The 21,281-nt window shown below is 58.9% G+C and carries 5 protein-coding genes and 1 pseudogene; 5 read left to right on the top strand and 1 reads right to left on the bottom strand.

The window, feature by feature from the left end:
* Positions 1-37 precede the first annotated feature (37 nt).
* Positions 38-1,723, bottom strand: coding sequence for a cyclic peptide export ABC transporter (locus QMG84_RS19705; RefSeq protein WP_281932694.1), 1,686 nt, complete (start codon positions 1,721-1,723; stop codon positions 38-40).
* Positions 1,724-1,973: 250 nt separating this feature from the next.
* Here QMG84_RS19705 and QMG84_RS19700 point away from each other — a divergent pair, with 250 nt between their 5' ends.
* The 5 genes and pseudogenes from QMG84_RS19700 to QMG84_RS19675 all read left to right on the top strand — a co-directional run bounded on the left by QMG84_RS19700 (position 1,974) and on the right by QMG84_RS19675 (position 20,639).
* Positions 1,974-3,458, top strand: coding sequence for a diaminobutyrate--2-oxoglutarate transaminase (locus tag QMG84_RS19700; protein ID WP_281932693.1), 1,485 nt, complete (start codon positions 1,974-1,976; stop codon positions 3,456-3,458).
* A gap of 57 nt (positions 3,459-3,515) precedes the next feature.
* Positions 3,516-3,743, top strand: coding sequence for an MbtH family protein (locus tag QMG84_RS19695; RefSeq protein ID WP_281932692.1), 228 nt, complete (start codon positions 3,516-3,518; stop codon positions 3,741-3,743).
* A complete protein-coding gene (locus QMG84_RS19690; protein WP_281932691.1) occupies positions 3,740-4,690 on the top strand; it encodes a cupin-like domain-containing protein in 951 nt (316 codons plus the stop codon). The genes QMG84_RS19695 and QMG84_RS19690 overlap by 4 nt, the downstream gene beginning before the upstream one ends.
* A 46-nt stretch (positions 4,691-4,736) precedes the next feature.
* Positions 4,737-6,131: pseudogene (locus QMG84_RS21505) on the top strand (fatty acyl-AMP ligase); the annotation flags it as partial.
* Positions 6,132-6,653: 522 nt separating this feature from the next.
* Complete coding sequence (locus QMG84_RS19675) at positions 6,654-20,639, top strand: amino acid adenylation domain-containing protein (RefSeq protein ID WP_350356535.1); 13,986 nt, start codon at positions 6,654-6,656, stop codon at positions 20,637-20,639.
* The last annotated feature ends 642 nt before the right edge of the window (positions 20,640-21,281 follow it).

The following is a 21,281-nucleotide window of genomic DNA, read 5'->3' as shown; positions in this document are numbered from 1 at the left end:
GCGCTTCTCCGAAGCATGGTTCTACTAGCGGCGCTTATCACGATTGCAACTCGGTCGCTCGAGGTTGTTCGGCAAAAGATACGATTTTGCCGGCGTCCATTCGCAATACCTGATCAGCAATATGGAAATAGCGATCGTCATGGGTGATGACGATCACGGTCTTGCCACGCGCCTTGAGCTCCGGCAGCAGTTGGTGGTAAAAAACGTCTCGGAACTGCGGGTCCTGCTCGGCTGCCCATTCATCGAACAAATAAAACGGTCGATCTTCGACATACGCCGTTAGCAACGCAAGTCTCTTACGCTGCCCCCGCGATAACTCCGTCGTTGAGAATCGGCCGTCACTGATCTGAAGTTTGTTTTCGAGCTTCAACGCAACGAGCATTTCCTGCGCCCGCGCCTGCGACTCGATGCCGGAATAGCCAAGAAGGGAATCGAACACGTATGCGTCCGCAAACACCGCCGAGAAATTCTGGCGATAGGATTCGCGATTTTCGTCCGTAACCCGGCGGCCACCCAGTTTGATCTCGCCGTCATCGGGGGGAAACAAGCCAAGTAAAATCAGCGCCAGCGTAGTTTTTCCACTCCCATTGCCGCCCGTCACGAACAGAAGCGCGCCAGGGTCAATGCGAAGGTTGATCGGGCCGAGTTGATGACGCACTTCAGATTCTTCATTCCGATAGAGATGCGTAATTTTGCTGAGCTCCAGGGCCGCAGGCCGAGTGAGCGCAAAGGTGGGCGTTGTACGAAAGTTAACATCGGTCTCCTTGGAGAGGCTTAGACCCAGTCTCTCAATGTTACGTAAAGCAACGACGCCTTTCCCTATTGTAGGAAGCGCGCCGCCGACCGCGGTAAGCGGACCGCCTAAGAAAATGATGGCGAGCACGAAGCTCGTCAAAGTGCCTTGCGAAACGGAAGCGTAACGCGGCGCAATGAAGAGCATCACGCCGAGAAGAATAAAAAATAACATTTCCGCCGAGCGATCAACCAACACAAAAATAACGAAGGCCTTCATGCGTTGCATCTTCAACGCATGAGCGGAGCGGAGCAATTCATCGTCGAGAAAAGCGCGCCGACGCTCCGCACTCATCTTGAGCTCCTTGCCGCCTTCCGTGGCGGCGCGAAAGTGCCCAAATATAGCGTTCTCCGTTAGACGTGCGCGATCCAGGAATGACCATGCCCATTTCTGCGGGACATATAGAATAAACACGCTCAACGCGACAAAGCCGAAGACAAATAGGAGGAACGGCGGCGAGACGGACCAAAGATAGACAAAGACGGCTAGAACTTTTGAACCCTCGATGAAAAGCGTCGGAAGGACTTCTTGAGCGGTCACGACATTATCAACGTCGGTCGTCAGCGCAGCCATCAATTTGTGGGGCCCGAGTATCTGAATGTTGCGAAGCGGCGCGGCGAGAACGCTGTGGCTGAGCCAGAGCCGGATTTTGAAAAGATTTTCTTGAGCGATTTGAGACAAGAGAATCTGCGAAGCGGCGCTGGAAGCAAGAGAGAGCAAGCAGAGCGCAAAGGACGACAACGCAAGATCCACAGTCTCTTTTTGAGGCGACTCAATCGTTTGAGTGACAAGGGCCAATAGCCATGCGCTGGCGGAGCCGCCGATCAACCCGGTCGCGACAGAAGATAAGAATAGGAGCTTGGACGCTGCGAAAACGCGCATAAGGCCAAGCACGGAGGCCGGGCTCGTTGCCGCTGCTTCGTCGAACAAGCGCCTCTCCCAGCACTTTCGCGGCACAAACGCGTAGCGCCGCTTCTCTTCTCGCTAAGAGAGACGTTTCGAGCGACCGAATCCGGCCAAATTAATTCAGAGCGTCAACCAGCGCGCCCAGCCCGCAAGCTGCGTCGTCAGCTCGGAAAGCCCATCCTGATTTTTTTTGGCGTGAATGTCGTCGAAAATCGTCTCACCCAATAGGGGGCGTCATCTTGCGTCAGCCGGTAAGTGTGAAAGAAGGTGCGCCATGGCGGAAGGAGCGCAAACGCTGGCAGGCGGTGATGCGCCGCGTTCAGGTGATTTGAAGTCGACGTTCAACCCCCAGGGCGTGCAGGCAGGATCGATCGATGAACTCGATCGAGACTTGCAGATCGGCGCCGACAAGGCGCAATTTCCCTTATATTCATCCTTCGGAAACGACCTTCTGACGCGTCAGGCTGAGATCGAATCCAATGCGAGGACGTATCCGCGCAAAATTCCCCTTGCGCTAAAACGGGGCAGGGGAATTTACGTCGAAGACACAGAAGGGCGAACCTTTATCGATTGTCTTGCCGGCGCCGGCGCGCTCGCACTTGGTCACAGCCACCCGGTCGTCATTGAGGCGATTCAGTCCGCTCTGGCGGAAGAACCGCCGCTTCAAATTCTGGACTTGCCAACTCCCTTAAAAGATCGGTTCACGCGTGAACTCTTTGACAGTCTGCCGGCGGCATTCCAGGAAAATTACAAGATCCAGTTTTGCGGCCCCTCGGGCGCTGACGCAGTCGAAGCCGCGCTAAAATTGGTGAAAACAGCGACTGGCCGGAGAGGGCTCGTTTCGTTTAGCGGGGCGTATCATGGCATGACGCACGCGACCCTAAGCCTAACAGGGGAGCCGACGCCAAGGCGCGCCGTTGGGGGCCTAGGAGCAGAGGTGCAGTTTCTCCCATTCCCTTCAGAATATCGTTGTCCTTTCGGTATCGGCGGCGAGGCGAGCGCGGCGATCAGCGCGAGATACATCGAGACCCTATTCGACGATCCGAATAGCGGCGTTCTGACGCCCGCGGGAATGATAATCGAAGTGATTCAGGGCGAAGGCGGGGTGATCGCGGCGCCGGACGGATGGCTTCGTCAACTAAGGGACATCACTAAGGCGCGTGGAATCCCGCTCATCGTTGACGAGGTTCAGACCGGGCTTGGCCGAACGGGCCGCCTTTATGCCTTTGAACATGCCGGAATCGAGCCAGATGTCGTCGTTCTCTCGAAGGCGATCGGCGGCGGTCTCCCACTTTCAGTGGTGGTCTATCATCGCGACCTCGATCAATGGAAATCGGGCGCGCATGCAGGAACATTCCGCGGCAATCAGCTCGCATTCGCGACCGGCGCGGCGACCATTTCCTACGTCAGACAGAATTCTCTCGATTCGCACGCCGCGAAGATGGGCGAGCGTCTCATGGCGGGTCTTCGGGTTATTGCGGAGGAGCATCCATGCATCGGCGACGTGCGCGGACGCGGCCTGATGGTGGGGGTCGAGATTGTCGATGGAGACGCGACGAACGCGCCGGCGCCTGATCCCGCGCCAACGCTCGCTAAAACAATCCAACACGAATGCTTGCGGCGTGGCCTGATTCTGGAGCTCGGCGGCCGCTTTGGAGCCGTCGTCCGATTCTTGCCGCCGCTGATCATCGCACAGGATGAGATCGATGCAATTCTCGAGCGGTTCGGCGCATCTGTCGTCGCAGCGCGTCGTCAGTAGCAAATTGCGGCGAGGGTTGCGGCAATTGCTGCTGGGAATAATGAGCAGGAGGGCGATATGGCGTGGGACGAAGAAGATCAAACAATTTACGCGATCGTTGTCAACGACGAAGAGCAATATTCAATCTGGCCGGAATACAAGCCGTTACCGCCTGGTTGGCGCACAGTCGGCAAGTCCGGACCGAAGGCCGAGTGCCTCGCTCACATCAAGGAAGTGTGGACCGATATGCGCCCCTTGAGCCTGCGCAAGCAGATGGACGCCGACGCGCGAGGCTCCGCGCAATGAGCATTACGACCGAGACAGCGCAGTCGCGCAGTCACATCGCCGCGCAGGATGAAATTGACGGGCACGGCGTCGATACGGTGCCGCATCTGACTAGCGTGGAATTCGCCGATCGCTATGTGGCGAAGAACCGGCCGGTGCTCATTAAACGCGCCCTTGCGGACACTGTGGCGTTCAAAAGCTGGACATTCGATCGTCTCCGGGAACAATCCGGCGGTAACACCGTTTTGCTGAAGGATTGGCGCACAGGTGGCGCGATATTGACGCGACAATCGAAGATCGCCGCATATCTCGACGAGATCGAACAATATGAAATGAGACGGTCGGCTGGCGACGATCGCGCAAGAAGACCGGCTTATCTGCATGATATGCCGTTGACGAGCGTCTTTCCGGACGCCGCCGCGGGCCTTGCGGCGTTTCCGCAGAATTTCTTTCCGAGCTGGTACGGCGCGAGTTGGACGGACTTCGCACAGTTCTTTTTGGGCCCATCCTGGAGCTATACGCCGCTGCACTTCGATTGTCTGTTGACACACAACCTCTTCTTCCAACTGCGCGGAAGAAAGTGTTTCACTGTGTTGGATTACGATCAGCGGAACTATTGTTACGTCCATGATTGGCGGTGGTCCGCCGTCGATCCCGAGTCCCCTGATTTCGATATGCATCCACTTTTTCGTCACGCGAGGCCGCAGCAGGTCATCGTCGAGCCGGGTGACGTCTTCTTCATGCCATCCGGAATGCTGCACCATGTGCGCAGTCTCGACGCCGCCATGTCGTTGAATGTCGACTGGCACACGAAGAGTAGCGCAGCCAGAGGCATTCTCGCCTTAACGCAAGGTATGCCGCTGAAGAACGTCTACTACAACGCGCTCATCGCATTCGGACTTTGGACCGGCGTGCGTCGGGACCGGATTTTCCCGTATTACCGGTCCTATCTCAATTACGTCTCGTGATGGCGCGCAGCGCGCGACATTCACGAAAGCAGCAGGGGCTTCCAACATGACATTTTCCTTCGAAGCATCTTCGAAGCAGCTGTCGCCATACGCAGCCGACAATCTCGTCGATCTGCTCAAAGCGCGGGCCGTCGAGCAGGCTTCGAAGCTTGCCTACGTCTTTTTGGAAGATGGCGAAAGGGAAGGGGATCGTCTCGGCTACGCGGATCTTGATCGCCGCGCGCGCGCGATCGCCGCGCGATTGACCTCTCTTGGCCTTCGAGGCGAGAGAGTCCTACTCCTTTATCCTCAGGGCCTCCCCTATATCGAAGCCTTTTTCGGCTGCCTTTATGCCGGAGTCGTCGCGGTTCCGGCCTATCCGCCGTCCGGGCGCCATATCCAGCGGCTACAGTCGATCTTCCGCGATGCGACACCATCGATGATCCTTACGACGGCGGCGTTGCGCGATCGGTTCGAAACAGAAGCGCAGTCTTCGCTTTCCGCTATTGCCTGCGGTTGGGCGGCGACAGACGAGATAGCAGTCGAAGAAGCGGAGTCCTGGGACGGATATACGCCAGATCCCAATCAAATCGCATTTTTGCAATATACGTCAGGGTCGACGGGCGATCCGCGCGGCGTGATGATCACCCACGCCAACCTGCTGAGCAACGAAGAGCTCATCAAGAAAAGTTTCGCGCATGACGATCTTTGCGATCTTGTCGGATGGCTGCCGCTCTATCACGACATGGGTTTGATCGGTAACGTATTGCAGCCGCTCTATGTCGGCGCCACTGCCTACCTGATGTCGCCGATGGCGTTTCTCGAAAAACCAGTGCGCTGGCTTAAGGCAATTTCGAAATACCGAGCCCACACAAGCGGCGGACCAAACTTCGCGTATGATCTTTGCGTTCGTAAAGTAAAGGAAGAAGGAAAAAAAGAACTCGATCTCAGTTGCTGGCGGATCGCTTTCAGCGGCGCCGAACCGGTTCGCGCGTCGACGCTTGACCGTTTCTCGGCCGCTTTTGCGGATGTCGGCTTTTCAAGGACGAGCTTCTTTCCGTGTTACGGTTTGGCCGAGGCGACGCTCGTTGTCACCGCGCCGCGCCGCGGCGAGCTGGCTCCCGTATTGAAAGTCGACCGCCAAGCCCTCGAGTCGCTTAATGTTGCGCCGAGCGACAGCCTTAAATCTGTCGATATCGTCGGATGTGGACACGTCTGGTCGGGAACTCATGTCGAGGTTGTTCATCCAGAATCTTTTGTCCGCTGTTCGGAAAACAAAATTGGTGAAATTTGGGTCAAAGGCCCCGGCGTAGCGAAAGGCTATTGGCAGCGACCGGAGGAGACCGCGCGGACATTTGAAGCGACGATCCACGGGGACGAAGGCCGTCAATATCTGCGCACTGGCGATCTCGGCTTTTTCAGCGGCGGCGACTGTTTCATCTCGGGAAGACTGAAGGATCTCATCATCGTCGCCGGACGCAACTTCTATCCCCAGGACATCGAAAGCGTTATCGAGGAGCGGACCCCCGGCGTTCGGCCCGGCTGTTCGGTCGCGTTTTCTTTTACGCAAGACGACCAGGAAGCTCTCGCGGTCATTCTCGAACCTGATCGAAGCATTGCGGGCGCTTTGGAAAAAGGCGGCGCGCAGGACTTTTTCGCTAGGATTCGAAGCTGCGTGGTCGAAGCGGTCGACATAGAGCCGAGCGTCATCGCGCTTATCCTGACCGGCTCCCTGCCAAAGACGTCGAGCGGAAAAGTCCGACGGTCGGAATGCCGGAGAAGATTTCTTGCGGGCGAATTGAAGCTTCTGGCGCGTTCGGCCAGACTGGCTCTGGCCGCGGGGGCCGGAGTGGAGCCGCCGGCATGGTCGCCCGAGGCATTCATCGCGAAGGCGTTGCCACATCTGCCCCGCGATCAGCAAGTCGAAGCGCTGACGCGCTTGCTGATAACGAGCGCCGCCGCCCTTCTGAAGACGCCCGAAAGCATGATCGTTCCATCGGCGACGCTGCCGGGGGCGGGCTTGTCATCCATCCGATCGATCGAACTCAAGCATCGCCTCGACGCGACGTTGAGAATCGAAAGTCCGATCGGTCTGCTTCTATCAGACTCTCCGATTTCCTCTGTTGCGTCCGCCCTCGCGGATTGTCTGAGTTCGGTCCCGACGGAAACCGAAGCGAGTCCGTCCCCGTTCTCGCAGAAGGCGGCTTTGTCGCGCGCCCAGTCCGCGATGTGGACCATCCATCATCTCGATCCCGAGAGCAATGCTTATAATTTGCACCTCGCGCTCGAACTGAAGGGAGAGCTTTCCGGCGCGCAGATCAGTTCTGCCCTCCGCGATGTCGTGCAGCGTCATGCCCAGCTGAGGTCGGTTTACGCGCCCGCGCCTCTGGGCGCCGTTCAAAAGGCTCTTCCCTCTGACGCGTCGAATGCATGGCTGACGCAAGAAAATGCAGACGACGTGTCCGACGCCGACCTCCAGCGCGCGATGGCCGCACAGGCGCGCAAGCCGTTCGATCTGGAGAGAAGCCCGCCGCTGCGCGTCACTGTCTATAATCGGCCGGGCAGGCCGACGATGGCGCTGTTTGTCGCGCATCATATCGCGATCGATCTTTGGTCGCTGCTCCTGCTGTTGAAACAGCTCGACGTCGCGCTGAGGTCAGATGCAGGCTCTGACCTGACGATCGCCGAGGATTACAGCGATTTCGTGGCCCGCGAACAGGAATTTCTCTCCTCACGAGCCGCGGAGGCGGACTGGGCCTTCTGGTCGAAGCGCCTCGAGGGACCGTTACCGGTTCTTGCGTTGCCGGAGCGCAAAGCCACGCAAGGCGCGCCGGACTATAGCGGCGGATCGGTTCCGCTTCGTCTCGATGCCGGGACGACTCGGCGCCTCGAAGTGCTTGCCAGAAAGAACGGCGCGAGCCTGCATACGCTGCTCGCTTCGATCTATTTCGTACTGCTGCATCGCTTGACCGGTCAGACGGATCTGATCGTCGGGACGCCGACAAGCGGCAGACTCGACCGCCGTTCCGCGCGGCTGATCGGAAACTGCGTCAACCCTGTTCCAATTCGCCTCGCGCTCGACGGGAGCGATCGCTTCACGGACGTGCTGCGGCGCGCCCGTATGGAAATGAGGGAGGTACTTGAGCATCAGCTCATGCCATTCCCCGTCATCGTCGAACGCCTGCAGCCCGAGCGCGACGGCGGACATTTGCCAATCTACCAGACCTGGTTCGTCCTTCAGGAAGCGAACGCCGATCTTCCGGCCGAGTACGCGGCGCTGGCGCTCGGAGAAGCAGGGGCCTCCGTCTCGCTTGGAGCGGGTGAGGCCAGAACCGTAAAATTGCTCGACCGCGTTGAACTTTTCGATCTGAAAGTTATGGGCGCCAGGCTTGGCGACGAGCTCCTTCTCTCCTTCCAATATCGAACCCAAGCCTTCGACGCTGGGATAGTCGAACGCTTTGCCCGCTATTTCAAAGCGTTGACGGACGAAATCTGCCGAGATCCGGATGGCGCAATCGCACGCTATCGTCTGCTCGACGACGCCGAGAGGCAGCAGATCCTTGTCGACTGGAATGCGACCGCTGACGACTTTCCACGTAATCTCGCACTGCATCAGCTTTTCGAGGCGCAGGCGGCGCGCGCGCCGCACGCTCTCGCGCTGGCGTTCGAAGGCCAAACGCTCACCTATGGCGAATTGAACGCGAAGGCGAACCAGCTTGCGCATGGCCTGCGACGTCTCGGCGTCGGAGCGGAAGCGACCATCGGTTTATGCCTCCATCGATCGATCGAAATGGTCGTCGGGATAATCGGCGTCCTGAAGGCGGGGGCCGCCTATCTCCCTCTCGACCCCGACAATCCCGACGAGCGCTTGGCGTTCATAATCGATGATGCGGCTCCCGCACTCGTTCTGACGTCGACCGCGCTAAAGCCTCGTTTGCCGGGCGAGGTGTACGCCCTAGCGCTCGACGGCGACTGGGCGAGCTTCGCGAGCGAAGGTGGTTACAACCTCGAAGCGATCGCGCGCCCACTCAATCTCGCTTATGTCATCTACACCTCCGGCTCCACTGGGAAGCCGAAGGGCGTCGGCATGGCGCATCAGGCGATTGTGAACAGGCTCCACTGGATGCAGAAGCGTTATGGGCTCAGTGAGGCAGACGCCGTATTGCAGAAAACGCCCTTCGGTTTCGACGTCTCGGTGTGGGAGTTCTTCTGGGCCTTATCTACGGGCGCGCGCCTTATACTCCTCTCTCCGGACGCGCATCGTGATCCATATCAAGTCCTGCAGGCGATCAATCGCTACGGCGTGACAACGCTCCATTTCGTGCCGTCCATGTTGCAGGCCTTTCTGAGCGCGGTCGACCTTCGCGACGCGCCCTCTCTCCAGCGAGTCTTCTGCAGCGGAGAGGAGCTCTCCGCGACTCTCGTGAAGAGCTTCCAGACCGCGTCGAATTGCGAACTACACAATCTTTATGGACCGACCGAAGCCGCCATCGACGTTAGCGCCCACCAATGTTCGCCATGCGAAGGCCACCGCATCCCGATTGGGCGGCCGGTCTCCAATGTCTCGCTCTATGTCCTCGATTCGAATCTTGAGCCTACGGCGATCGGCGTCGCAGGGGATCTCTATATTGGCGGGGTGTGTCTCGCCCGAGGATATCTGAGGCGTCCCGATCTTACGGCGGACCGCTTCGTCCCCAGTCCCTTCGATCAGCCGGGCGGAAGACTCTATCGCACCGGCGACGTCGCACGCTATCGAGCAAATGGGGAAATCGAATATCTCGGGCGAAGCGATCATCAAGTCAAAGTCAGAGGATTCCGGATCGAGCTGGGCGAAATCGAAGCGGCGCTTTCGGCTCTGGACAACGTCGCGCAAGCTGTGGCGGTCGTGCCGCCCGCGCATGGTGGCGGCAGGGTCATCGTCGCTTACGTCACTGGTGCCGGCGTCGACGTCGACCAGATCAGGATGGGTCTGCAACGCTGCCTCCCCGAATACATGATTCCTCATTTCATCGTCGCTCTCGATGAGATGCCGCTTTCGCGGAATGGCAAGATCGATCGGAAGGCCTTGCCTGCGCATAGGGCTGTCGCCTCGTCCGCCGGCGAGTATGTCGCCCCGGCCAGCAGGGAAGAAGAGGCAGTCGTCGAAGCCTTCGCCGATGCGCTGGGTCTCGAGCGCGTCGGCGCGCATGACGGCTTTTTCCGCCTCGGGGGCGATTCGATCAGGGCCATTCAGGTCGCCGCGAGATTGCGGCAAGCCGGCTACGAGGTTACTCCCCGTCAATTGTTCGAACGGCAGACTGCCGTGGCGCTCGCGCCGGCGCTGCGACGGTTGGGCGACGCTGACGCGCAAGTCGAGAATGACCGGCGGGCTTTGCAGGCGCTCGCGCCAAATTTCGCGCTGGCCGAACTCAATCCCGAGGAGATCGCCGGCCTCCGCCTCGAATTTGGCGACGTCGAGGATGCCTATCCGCTGACGCCTATGCAGGAAGGCATGTATTTCCACGCTCTGTCTCATAGCGGCACCGGCCTCTATCATATGCAGGAGCGCTACGAGATCAAAGGCGCTCTCGATATCCCGAAATTCGCCGAAGCTTGGCAGTGCGTCGTCGATCGGCATCCGAATTTGCGCACGTCGTTTAGAGCCGCCGCCAATGGTCGCGTTCATCAGATCGTGCTCGGCAGGGCGCGCCTTGACGTCACGGTCGACGCGATTGATCACCTGTCTGCAGACGAACAGGATGCCTATGTCGACGACCAGTTGAAGGCTGAACGCGCCGAGGGTTTCGACCTGTCGCAAGCGCCTCTCGTGCGCATCAGAATCATCAGATTGTCGGCTGACCGCCACATCTGCGTTCGCAGCTTCCATCACATCATCATGGATGACTGGTGCACGTCGCCGCTGCTTCTCGACATGCGTCAGCATTATGCAGCGGCCTTGCGCGGCGAGGCACCGCATACTGCTCCCGCAGGGCGCTTCCATGATTACATCGCGTGGCTACGCATCCGCGACGTCGCGGCAGCGGAGAAATTCTGGCGTAGCTATCTCGAGGGGTTCTCAGAGCCGACGCCCCTTGTCGGCGCGACCGTCCCTTCGCAGGACGCCGCCGAGAATGTCGCCGACGCGATCGTTCGCATTTCTCCTGAGAGCTACGAAAATCTGAAGACTCTCGCACAGCAGAGCCAGCTTACGGTCAACACCTTCGTCCAGGGAGCGCTCGCTCTGCTACTGAGCGTCCTCTCGGGGCGCGAGGAGGTCGTCTTCGGCGTGACCGTTTCCGGACGCCCCATCGACCTGCCTGGTGTCGAGTCGACGCTGGGGCTCTTCATCAACGGACTGCCGCTGCGCGTCAAGTTGCGGCGAGACATGAAGGTGGTCGATTGGCTGAGAGACATCCTCTCTGACAATCTCGAAATGCGCCAGCATGAGTTTCTGTCTCAACCGGCCATCCAGCGCTGCAGCGCGATCTCGCGCGCGGATGGCCTGCTGTTTCAACATCTGCTGACTTTCGAGAATGCGCCAATCGATCCATCGCTTCGTAGTGAGAAGGACGTTCTGGATATCGATCTTCTGCAGCTGCGCGTTCACACGAACTATCCGCTCACTTTCGTCGCGATTCCGGACGGCGATCTCACATTACGGCTGACTTACGATCGCGAGCGCTTCGACCCCGCCTTCATCGAAACCGTCGCCGAACGCTTCAAACGCGCCGTCGAGGAACTTGCAGCCAAATTCGACGGCCCGCTCGGCGAAGTTTCATTGCTGAGTCGGGAGGAACATTCCACACTATTGGAGATATCGGGTGGACGCGATTTTGACTACGGTTCTCCTCTCGACTTGGTCGACCGTTTTGAGGCGCAGGCGCTTCGTAAGCCTGAGACTGTTGCGGCGCGTTGTGAAGGCGTGTCGCTGAACTATGGAGAACTGAACAAGCGCGCGAACGAGCTTGCGCATGTTCTGATCCGAGAGGGGGGCGGGCCGGATGTGATTGTGGCGCTTCTCGACGCGCGCGGGCTCGATTTCCTGATGATGCTGCTGGCGATCTTCAAGGCGGGCGGGGCCTATCTGCCGCTCGATCCAGCGCATCCGGACGGTCGCATCGCACAGGTGCTGGAGGAGAGCAGAGCTACGTTTTTGCTTGTCGGGCGCGACATGCTGGCGCGCGGACAGACGATTGTGTCGGGGCTGTCGGACGCCGCGCAGCAGCAACAGCCACAGCTTCTGGCTCTCGAAGCGCTTCAAAATAAGCGCGGCGCGACGAGCAACCCGCCCCGTTGTCACAGCCCCGATAATCTTGCTTTCATCATCTACACCTCTGGTTCGACGGGCAAACCGAAGGGCGCGATGGTCGAGCATCGCGGAATGTTCAATAATTTGATCACGAAGGTTCCTGCGCTGGGTTTGACGACGAGCGACGTCATCGCCCAGACGGCGTCGCAATGCTTCGACATTTCGGTGTGGCAGTTCCTCACCGCGCTCGCGATCGGCGCGCGCGTCGAGATATTCCCCGATGCGATCTCGCGCGATCCGCGACGCCTCGGCGCTGAGATCGCCGCTCGCGGCGTCACCATCCTCGAAGCGGTGCCCTCGACGATCCGCGCGCTGCTGGATCTCACCTTTGACGATGAGATGCCGCTTGCGGGGTTGCGCTGGCTGCTGCCTTGCGGCGAAGCCTTCGCACCGGAACTGTGCCGGCGCTTCATGGCGCGCTATCCGCAGGTGCGTCTGCTGAACGCCTACGGCCCGGCCGAATGCTCCGACGATGTCTCCTACTTTCCGATCGAAACGCCGCCCGCGGGCGATGATCTGAGCGTGCCGATCGGACGGCCGGTCGACAATACGCAGATCTATCTGCTCGACCGCTGGCTGGAGCCGGCGCCGGCCGGCGTCGCGAGCGAGATTTGCATTGGCGGCGTTCAGGTTGGTCGCGGCTATTTGCATCGGCCCGATCTCACGGCGGCGGCGTTTACGCCCAATCCTTTTGGGCCACCTGGGAGCCGGCTCTACCGCAGCGGCGACCTCGGACGTTGGCGAGATGACGGCGTGATCGACTTCCTTGGCCGTGTCGATCATCAGGTGAAGATCCGCGGCCATCGCATCGAACCCGACGAAGTCGCCGCCTCTCTTCTGACCCATCCCGGAGTTGGAACCGCAACTGTCATTGCGCGCGCGGCCACGCCGGGCGTTTATCAACTCGTCGCTTATGTTGTCGCACAGGCCGGCGCCATTGAGATCGACGAACTGCGGCGCCATCTGCAGCAAACGCTTCCCGACTATATGATCCCGTCGGCTTTCGTCTTCCTCGACGCCCTGCCGCTGACGCCCAACGGCAAGATCGACCGCAAGGCGTTGCCCGAACCCGACCTCGACGCGCTGGCGGCGCGCGCCTATGTCGCGCCGCGCACGCCGACCGAGGCGGCGCTGTGCCGCATCTGGGCAGACGTTCTTCGGCTCGAACGGGTCGGCGTCAACGACAATTTCTTCGAACTCGGCGGACATTCGCTGTTGGCGATGACCCTGATCGAGAAGATGCGGCGTGAAGGATTGCGCAGCGATGTGCGCTCGCTCTTCGTCCAGCCGACGCCAGCTAAACTGGCCGTCGTCGTCGGACGGGAAAGCGCGATCGTCGTTCCGCCCAATCTCATTCCTGCTGGCTGCGACGCGATCACGCCCGAGATGCTAACGCTGGCGGATCTTACTCAAGCGGAGATCGACCGCATAGTCGCGGCGGTTCCGGGCGGCGCAACAAACGTGCAGGACATCTATCCGCTGACCCCGCTGCAGGGAGGTATACTCTTCCATCATCTCATGGCGACCAAGGGGGATCCATATCTATACCCAACTATCCTCGCCTTTAATAGCCGCGAACGTCTTGATGCGTTTTGCAACGCACTGCGGGCAGTCATCGCGCGCCACGACATATTGCGTACGGCGGTGATGTGGGACGGCTTGCGGGAGCCGATGCAGGTTGTGTGGCGGGAGGCTTCGCTTGCCGTGGAGGAAGTTAGCCTCGATTGGGCGGCGGGCGATGCTGCGCAACAACTGCTTGAGCGCTTCAGTCCTCGCCAATTTAGAGCCGATGTTCGTCAGGCGCCAATGATTCGTGTCTTCTGGGCAAAAGATGCGGCAAACGACCGAGTCGTATTGCAATTGCTTGTCCACCACTTGGTCCTGGATCATGCGGCTCAGGAATTCCTGCTTGGCGAGATCGCAGCCTATGTGGTGGGCCGCGCCGACGAACTGGTGCCTCCGATTCCCTTCCGCAATTTTGTTGCGCAGGCCCGGCTGGGGGTGAGTCAGGCGGAGCATGAAGCGTTTTTCAATGCGATGCTTGGCGACGTGACGGAACCGACCACGCCGTTCGGGTTATTGGACGTGCGGGGCGACGGCTCTGGCGTCGCGGAGGCCGAGCTCGATCTCGATCCGCGTCTCTCGAGACGCCTTCGTGGGGCCGCGCGTCTGCTTGGGGTGAGCGTTGCGAGCCTGTGGCATCTGGCCTTTGCGCAAGTGCTGGCGCGCGTTTCGGGGCGCAACGACGTGGTGTTCGGCACGGTTCTGTTCGGCCGCATGCACGGCGGCGCAGGCGCGGACCGGGCGATTGGGATGTTCCTCAATACGCTGCCGATCCGCGTGCGGATCGGACAGGAAAGCGTCGGGGAAAGCGCACGCGGCATGCATGATCGCTTGACAGCTTTGCTGCGGCACGAGCACGCGTCTTTGGCGTTGGCGCAGCGTTGCAGCGGCATCGAAGCGCCGGCCCCCTTGTTCTCGGCGTTGCTGAACTATCGCCACAGCGCGCATGAGGGAGCGTCTATGCTCGCCTCGCAGGGGCTGGAAGGTGCTACCGAACTTTATTGGGACGAGCGAACCAACTATCCGTTTGATGTTTCGGTCGACGATTTTGGCGACGGTTTCGGCTTGAATGTCCAAACTCGATGCTCGGTCGATCCCAATGCAGTCTGCGCCTATATACAGGCCGCGCTTACAGGCCTTGTCACGGCTCTTGAAACGGCGCCCGAGTCGCCGGCGCTGACAATCGATGTGCTGAGCGAAGCGGAGCGCCATAAACTTCTCGTCGAATGGAATGATACGGCGGCAGATTATCCGAAGGATGGTTGCATTCACGAACTGTTCGAGGCGCAGGTGGCGAAAACACCTCAAGCTGTCGCGGTCGTGTTCGAGGAGCAAAGTCTGACCTATGGCGAACTGAACGCCCGAGCCAATCAACTGGCGCATCATCTACGTCGTCTTGGCGTTGGGCCCGAGTCGCTGGTTGGCGTGTCCATGACGCCATCAGCCGACTTCGTTATCGCAATTCTTGGTATCCTCAAGGCCGATGGCGGATACGTTCCAATCGACCCATTGTACCCTTTAGAGCGTACCAGATACATATTGAAGGACGCCAACCTAAAGTTGATTCTGGCCTCGGAAGAGGTTGCCGGCAGCCTCGCCCATTTGCCAGATCCAAATGTCGCCATGGGAATCGACTCACTTCAGCTTGGGTCACTTCCAAGATCGGCGCCGCCGCGACGGGCAAACGGACAAAATACGGCCTACGTGATTTATACGTCAGGTTCCACTGGGCGCGCTAAGGGGGTGCCGATTTCACATAGCAGTGTTGTTGCGTCCACGTCTTCCCGTTCTCATTATTACGGCGCTTCCGTTCAAAACTTTCTGCTGATCTCGTCATTCGCCTTCGACAGCTCCGTCGCGGGACTATTCGGAACTCTTTGTCAAGGCGGAGCGCTGCATATCACCTCGGAAGAAAGACGCCGCGATCCGCGTGCACTTGCGCAATTGGTTGCCGAGCGACAGATAACGCATTTGCTATGTCTTCCTTCTTTATTCTCCGCATTTTTGGAATCTCTCGGGCCTCATAGCGGTTCTAGTTTGCAAGTCTGCATCGTTGCTGGCGAGGAGTGCAAAAGCGATCTGGTGTTCCGGCATTTTAGTGAGCTCGCGCATGTCAGGCTTTACAATGAATATGGACCGACTGAGTGCTCCGTTTGGAGTACGGTACACCAATGTGAGAGCCGGGAGGAAAAGGCGGTTTCCGTTCCGATTGGCCGCCCGATATCGAACACGCAAATATATCTTCTTGACGGGTCTCTTGAGCCTGTTCCGGTTGGCGTTTCTGGAGAGCTCTACATTGGCGGGGCGGGTCTCGCGCGTGGCTATCTTGACCGGCCCGACCTCACGGCGGAACGATTTGTCCCCAATCCGTTTGGTGCTCCCGGGCAGCGACTTTATCGCACGGGCGATCTGGCGCGCTACCGTCAGGACGGGAACATCGAATACCTTGGCCGCACCGATCATCAGGTTAAGATCCGGGGCTTCCGGATTGAGCTTGGCGAGATCGAGGCGGCGCTGGGGCGCCTGGAGGCCGTGCGTGAAGCGGTGGCGCTGGCGCGGGAGGATTCGCCGGGCGACAAGCGGATTGTGGCTTATGTCGTCGGCGAGGGCGGAGCGGAACCGAGCGTTGCGCAGCTGCGCGCGTCGCTGACGCGCGACCTGCCGGACTATATGGTCCCGTCGGCTTTCGTCTTCCTCGACGCCCTGCCGCTGACGCCCAACGGCAAGATCGACCGCAAGGCGTTGCCCGAACCCGACCTCGACGCGCTGGCGGCGCGCGCCTATGTCGCGCCGCGCACGCCGATCGAGGCGGCGCTGTGCCGCATCTGGGCAGACGTTCTTCGGCTCGAACGGGTCGGCGTCAACGACAATTTCTTCGAACTCGGCGGACATTCGCTGTTGGCGATGACCCTGATCGAGAAGATGCGGCGTGAAGGATTGCGCAGCGATGTGCGCTCGCTCTTCGTCCAGCCGACGCCAGCTGGACTGGCCGTCGTCGTCGGACGGGAAAGCGCGATCGTCGTTCCGCCCAATCTCATTCCTGCTGGCTGCGACGCGATCACGCCCGAGATGCTAACGCTGGCGGATCTTACTCAAGCGGAGATCGACCGCATTGTCGCGGCGGTTCCGGGCGGCGCGACAAACGTGCAGGACATCTATCCGCTGACCCCGCTGCAGGAGGGTATACTCTTCCATCATCTCATGGCGGAAAAAGGCGATCCTTACATAGTCCCCGTCCTGCTTGGGTTCGATACGCAGGCGCGGCTTGAGGGTTTCTGTCAGACGCTACAGGCGGTGATCGCCCGACACGACATCTTGCGTACGGCCGTGATGTGGGAAGGATTGCGCGAACCGGTTCAGGTGGTGTTGCGCAAGGCTGCACTGATTATTGAGGAAGTGCAATTCGGTCCGAGGGCGGGCGATGTCGCCCAACAACTACTTGAGCGCTTCAATCCGCGTCAGTTCCGTCTTGACGTCCGGAAGGCGCCGATGATGCGAGTGTTCTGGGCTTACGACACGGTCAACGACCGCTGGCTGCTATTGCTTCTGGCGCATCAATTCATTTTTGACCATTCTACCTTTGAAATTCTAAAGGAAGAAGCGGAGGCGCAGCTTTCCGGGCGGAGCGACTCTTTGCCAGCGCCGACGCCATTCCGGGATTTTGTTGCGCTAGCGCGTCTTGGCGTGAGCCAAGCGGAGCATGAAGCGTTTTTCAATGCGATGCTTGGCGACGTGACGGAGCCGACCACGCCGTTCGGGTTATTGGACGTGTGGGGCGACGGCTCTGGCGTCGAGGAAGCTCGGCTAGATGTCGACTTGGCGCTGGCGCGGCGCGCGCGCACTGCAGCGCGCGCGTTTGGCGTGAGCGTTGCGAGCTTGTGGCATCTGGCCTTTGCGCAAGTTCTGGCGCGCGTTTCGGGGCGCAACGACGTGGTGTTCGGCACGGTTCTGTTCGGCCGCATGCATGGCGGCGAGGGGGCGGACCGGGCCATCGGCTTGTTCATCAACACGCTGCCGATCCGCGTGCGGGTTGGTCAGGAGAGCGTCAGGGACAGCGCGCGCCTCGTGCAAGATCGTTTGACGACGCTTTTGCGGCACGAACATGCTCCGTTGGCGTTGGCGCAGCGCTGCAGCGGCATCGAAGCGCCGGCCCCCTTGTTCTCGGCGTTGCTGAACTATCGCCACAGCGCGCCGGAGACGGAATCGTCAACGGCGTTCGAAGGCGTAACCGAACTCTACGCCCAAGAACGCACCAACTATCCCTTAACGCTGTCGGTTGACGACTTTGGGGACGGTTTCCGCCTGGAAGCGCAGACGCAGCATCCACTCGATCCGAGTGTCGTTTGCGGCTATATGCAGACCGCGCTCGAAGGCCTTGTGGCGGCTCTTGAAACGGCTCCCGAGAGGCCGGCTCTGACAATCGATGTGCTGAGCGAAGCGGAGCGTCATCAGCTTCTTGTCGAATGGAATGACACGGCCGCCGACTATCCGAAGGATAGCTGCATTCACGATCTGTTCGAGGCGCAGGCGGCGAAGACGCCTGAAGCTGTTGCGGTCGTGTTCGAAGACCAAAGTTTGACCTATGGCGACTTGAACGCCAGGGCCAATCAGTTGGCGCATCATCTGCGTCGACTTGGGGTTGGCCCCGAGACGCTGGTTGGCGTCTGCGTCGAGCGCTCGCTGGAGATGATCGTCGGCCTGCTCGGCGTGTTGAAGGCCGGCGGCGCCTATCTGCCGCTCGATCCCGATTATCCGGCCGATCGGCTTGCGTTCATGCTCGCCGACGCGCGACCGCTCTTGACGCTGACGCAAGATCACCTGCGCCAGCGTCTGCCGGAGGTCGCCAGGACGCTGCGCCTCGACGCCGACTGGCCGTCCATCGCCGCAAACCGCGCGGACAATCCCAAAAATCTCGCGCGTCCCCAAAACCTCGCTTATGTCATCTACACCTCAGGATCGACAGGTAAACCAAAAGGCGTCATGGTAGAGCATAAGAATGCTGTTAACTTGCTCTCCTGGTCGCTAACGGAGTTTTCTCACGAAGAACGCTCTAAAATTCTTTTTGGGACTTCAATAAATTTCGACTTATCTGTGTATGAGTGCTTTACTGCACTTAGTTGTGGCTCAACAATCTTATTAGTAAGAGATACAGTCGAGTTGACGCGCGTGAATTTGCAAGCAACTATTATCAATACGGTACCGTCGGCAGCAAAAGCTTTGCTGGAGGCGCGTTCGATGCCCGAATCAACAATGACTATTAACTTGGCGGGAGAGCCTTTGAGTGCCGATTTAGTCGAGCGTATCTTTGGAACAACGAGGATCAAATACGTCGTCAACCTTTATGGCCCATCAGAAACAACAACTTACTCGACATGGTTGCGAATGACGCGAGATGCAGGATTCATTGAAACTATTGGCCGGCCGATCTCGAATACGCGAATCTATATATTGGACGCGCTTGGCGAGCCCTGTCCGATCGGAGCTTATGGGGAGATCTACATAGGCGGCGCGGGAGTTGCTCGGGGCTATTTGAACCGTCCGGATCTTACGGCGGAGCGTTTTGTTGAAGACCCGTTTTCGGGAGAGGCTGGCGGACGGATGTATCGCACCGGTGATCTGGGACGCTGGCGGTCGGACGGCTATATTGAGTTTTTGGGCCGCAACGATTTCCAGGTGAAGATCCGGGGCTTCCGGATTGAGCTTGGCGAGATCGAGGCCGCGTTGGGGCGCCTGGAGACGGTGCGCGACGCTGTGGCGCTGGCGCAAGAAGACGCGCCGGGCGACAAGCGGATTGTGGCTTATATTGTCGGCAAAGATGGGGCCGAACCGAACATTGAGCAGCTACGCGGGTCGCTGATGAGCGGACTGCCCGACTATATGATCCCGTCGGCTTTTATGTTTCTCGAAGCGTTGCCGCTGACGCCCAATGGCAAGGTCGACCGCAAGGCGCTGCCCGCGCCGGATTTCGATGCGCAGGGGACGCGGGCCTATGTCGCGCCACGAACCACCACGGAGTGGCTGCTCCTAAAGGAATTCAAGAATGTTCTTGGTCTGGAATCAATAGGAGTCGATGACAACTTCTTCGAACTCGGCGGTCATTCGCTGACAGCAATAAAGCTGATCGATGGAATTCGGCGCAAGATCAGCGGAGACTTGCCCACTATGGCGATCTTTCAAGCGCCAACGGCGAGAGAGCTTGCGGAGATGATCTCCGGTCATCAAAACGATAATCGATCTCTCGTTGTTCCGCTGTGTAAGGGGGGAGAAAATCCGCCGATCTATTGCATTCACCCTGCGGGAGGGTCGCCAATTCGTTATCAGGCGTTCGCGGATTCGCTGCAGGGGCTCGCACCGGTTAACGGCATTCAATCGCGTCGCATATTTGATGATCGACATATCGACGAATCGATTGAGAAAATGGCTGAATGCTACGTTCGCCAGATTCGTGACTATCAGCCTCAAGGGCCTTATTTTCTACTGGGCTGGAGCAGCGCTGGCGTTACAGCAGTTGCAATCGCGGAGAAGTTGGAAGCGCTCGGCAAAAAAGTTGCTTTCGTTGGGGTAATCGATTCATTTCTTGATTTTCCTAGCTTTGGCGGTGGTGTCGATATTGCAAACGGTCCGACCGCCGTTCTGGACGGTTTTAGAGAATTTGCTATATTGGAAGGCAAGAATCCGGATGAACTCTTGACGGACGAAGATCGCAAGCATCTCTTGGCTATGTCTGATCGGTTATCGGCCAAGGAACAAGTCCGATACATCGCGGTCTGGGGTCAAGAACGGGGCTACTGGCAAGGGGTATCCAGCGAGTTAATTGATTTCATTTACACGGATACCGTGAACGCCATCAGAATGATTTGCGAACACGATCTAAAAAAAATTCGGGCGCCCATCCATTATTGGGCAGCACAGCAGTCGCTTAAGGCCGACGTAACGACAAAATCCGAGTGGTCTCAGATTACGCAAAGCGGTCTGAAATTTCAGATCGTAGCCGGCGACCATACCTCGATCGTGTCGGACCCGATCTTGCATGCGCAAATTCGAGATGCATTGACCGCCATCTGGCGTGGCCACGCGGCCGACGCCTCATCGGCGAAACATGAAGCAATGCTGGAATGATTTGATACGCGGCTGAGTAACAATTTTGCAACAGTGTGGCAGTTCGGTTCCGTAATGCTCGATTCAATTCTTGAACTTTACCGTAGTTTCGACGACGATTTCATCGTCGGAGCCGCGGTGAATCTCGCTTCCCAGATTCGACCACAGGGGTAGGAAAGGTGGCATCCAAGACGATTCGGGCCCGTGGGGTGGCTGGGAACTGGACCAGTCGGCTCGCCGTCGGCGCGGCTGCTTGGCTATTCGTTCTGCAGGTGCTTGCCGGGTTTTGCTTCTCACATCTTCCAGCAGGTTCGGCGCACGCTCAGATTGACTCGTCGTTGTCACAACCCTTGTCAAACTGCTCGGCGATTGACATTGCAGATAAATCGACGCCTCCAGCAGGTAAACAAATTGCGCTATGCTGTGTTTTTCATCATGGCGGCGATGATGACCAATTTTTGGCTCCCACCCGCTCGAAACGGATTGACGACCAAGCCTATTCAAATCATCAGCCTGCCGTTCCCAGAATCTTTGACGATACTCGTATTGCTGACGTTGAGCGTACTGGCTGGCTGAGTTCCTGGTCCGCGCTGGCCCCTCCTCGTACCTCCTGACTCTCATCGCCGTTCGAGGCCGTGCGCCTCGCTCCCATTGAGATATTAG

This window comes from Methylocystis iwaonis (assembly GCF_027925385.1).
In the GTDB taxonomy this organism is placed as follows: Bacteria; Pseudomonadota; Alphaproteobacteria; order Rhizobiales; family Beijerinckiaceae; genus Methylocystis; species Methylocystis iwaonis.
The sequence above is the reverse complement of the archived record's forward strand: the minus strand, read 5'-3'. Positions and strand labels throughout refer to the sequence as shown.

Excerpts from the sequence above, each read along its gene's own strand:
- QMG84_RS19700 (WP_281932693.1), top strand. The coding sequence starts at position 1,974 with ATGGCGGAAGGAGCGCAAACGCTGGCAGGCGGTGATGCGCCGCGTTCA.
- QMG84_RS19695 (WP_281932692.1), top strand. The coding sequence starts at position 3,516 with ATGGCGTGGGACGAAGAAGATCAAACAATTTACGCGATCGTTGTCAAC.
- QMG84_RS19690 (WP_281932691.1), top strand. The coding sequence starts at position 3,740 with ATGAGCATTACGACCGAGACAGCGCAGTCGCGCAGTCACATCGCCGCG.
- QMG84_RS19675 (WP_350356535.1), top strand. The coding sequence starts at position 6,654 with ATGATCGTTCCATCGGCGACGCTGCCGGGGGCGGGCTTGTCATCCATC.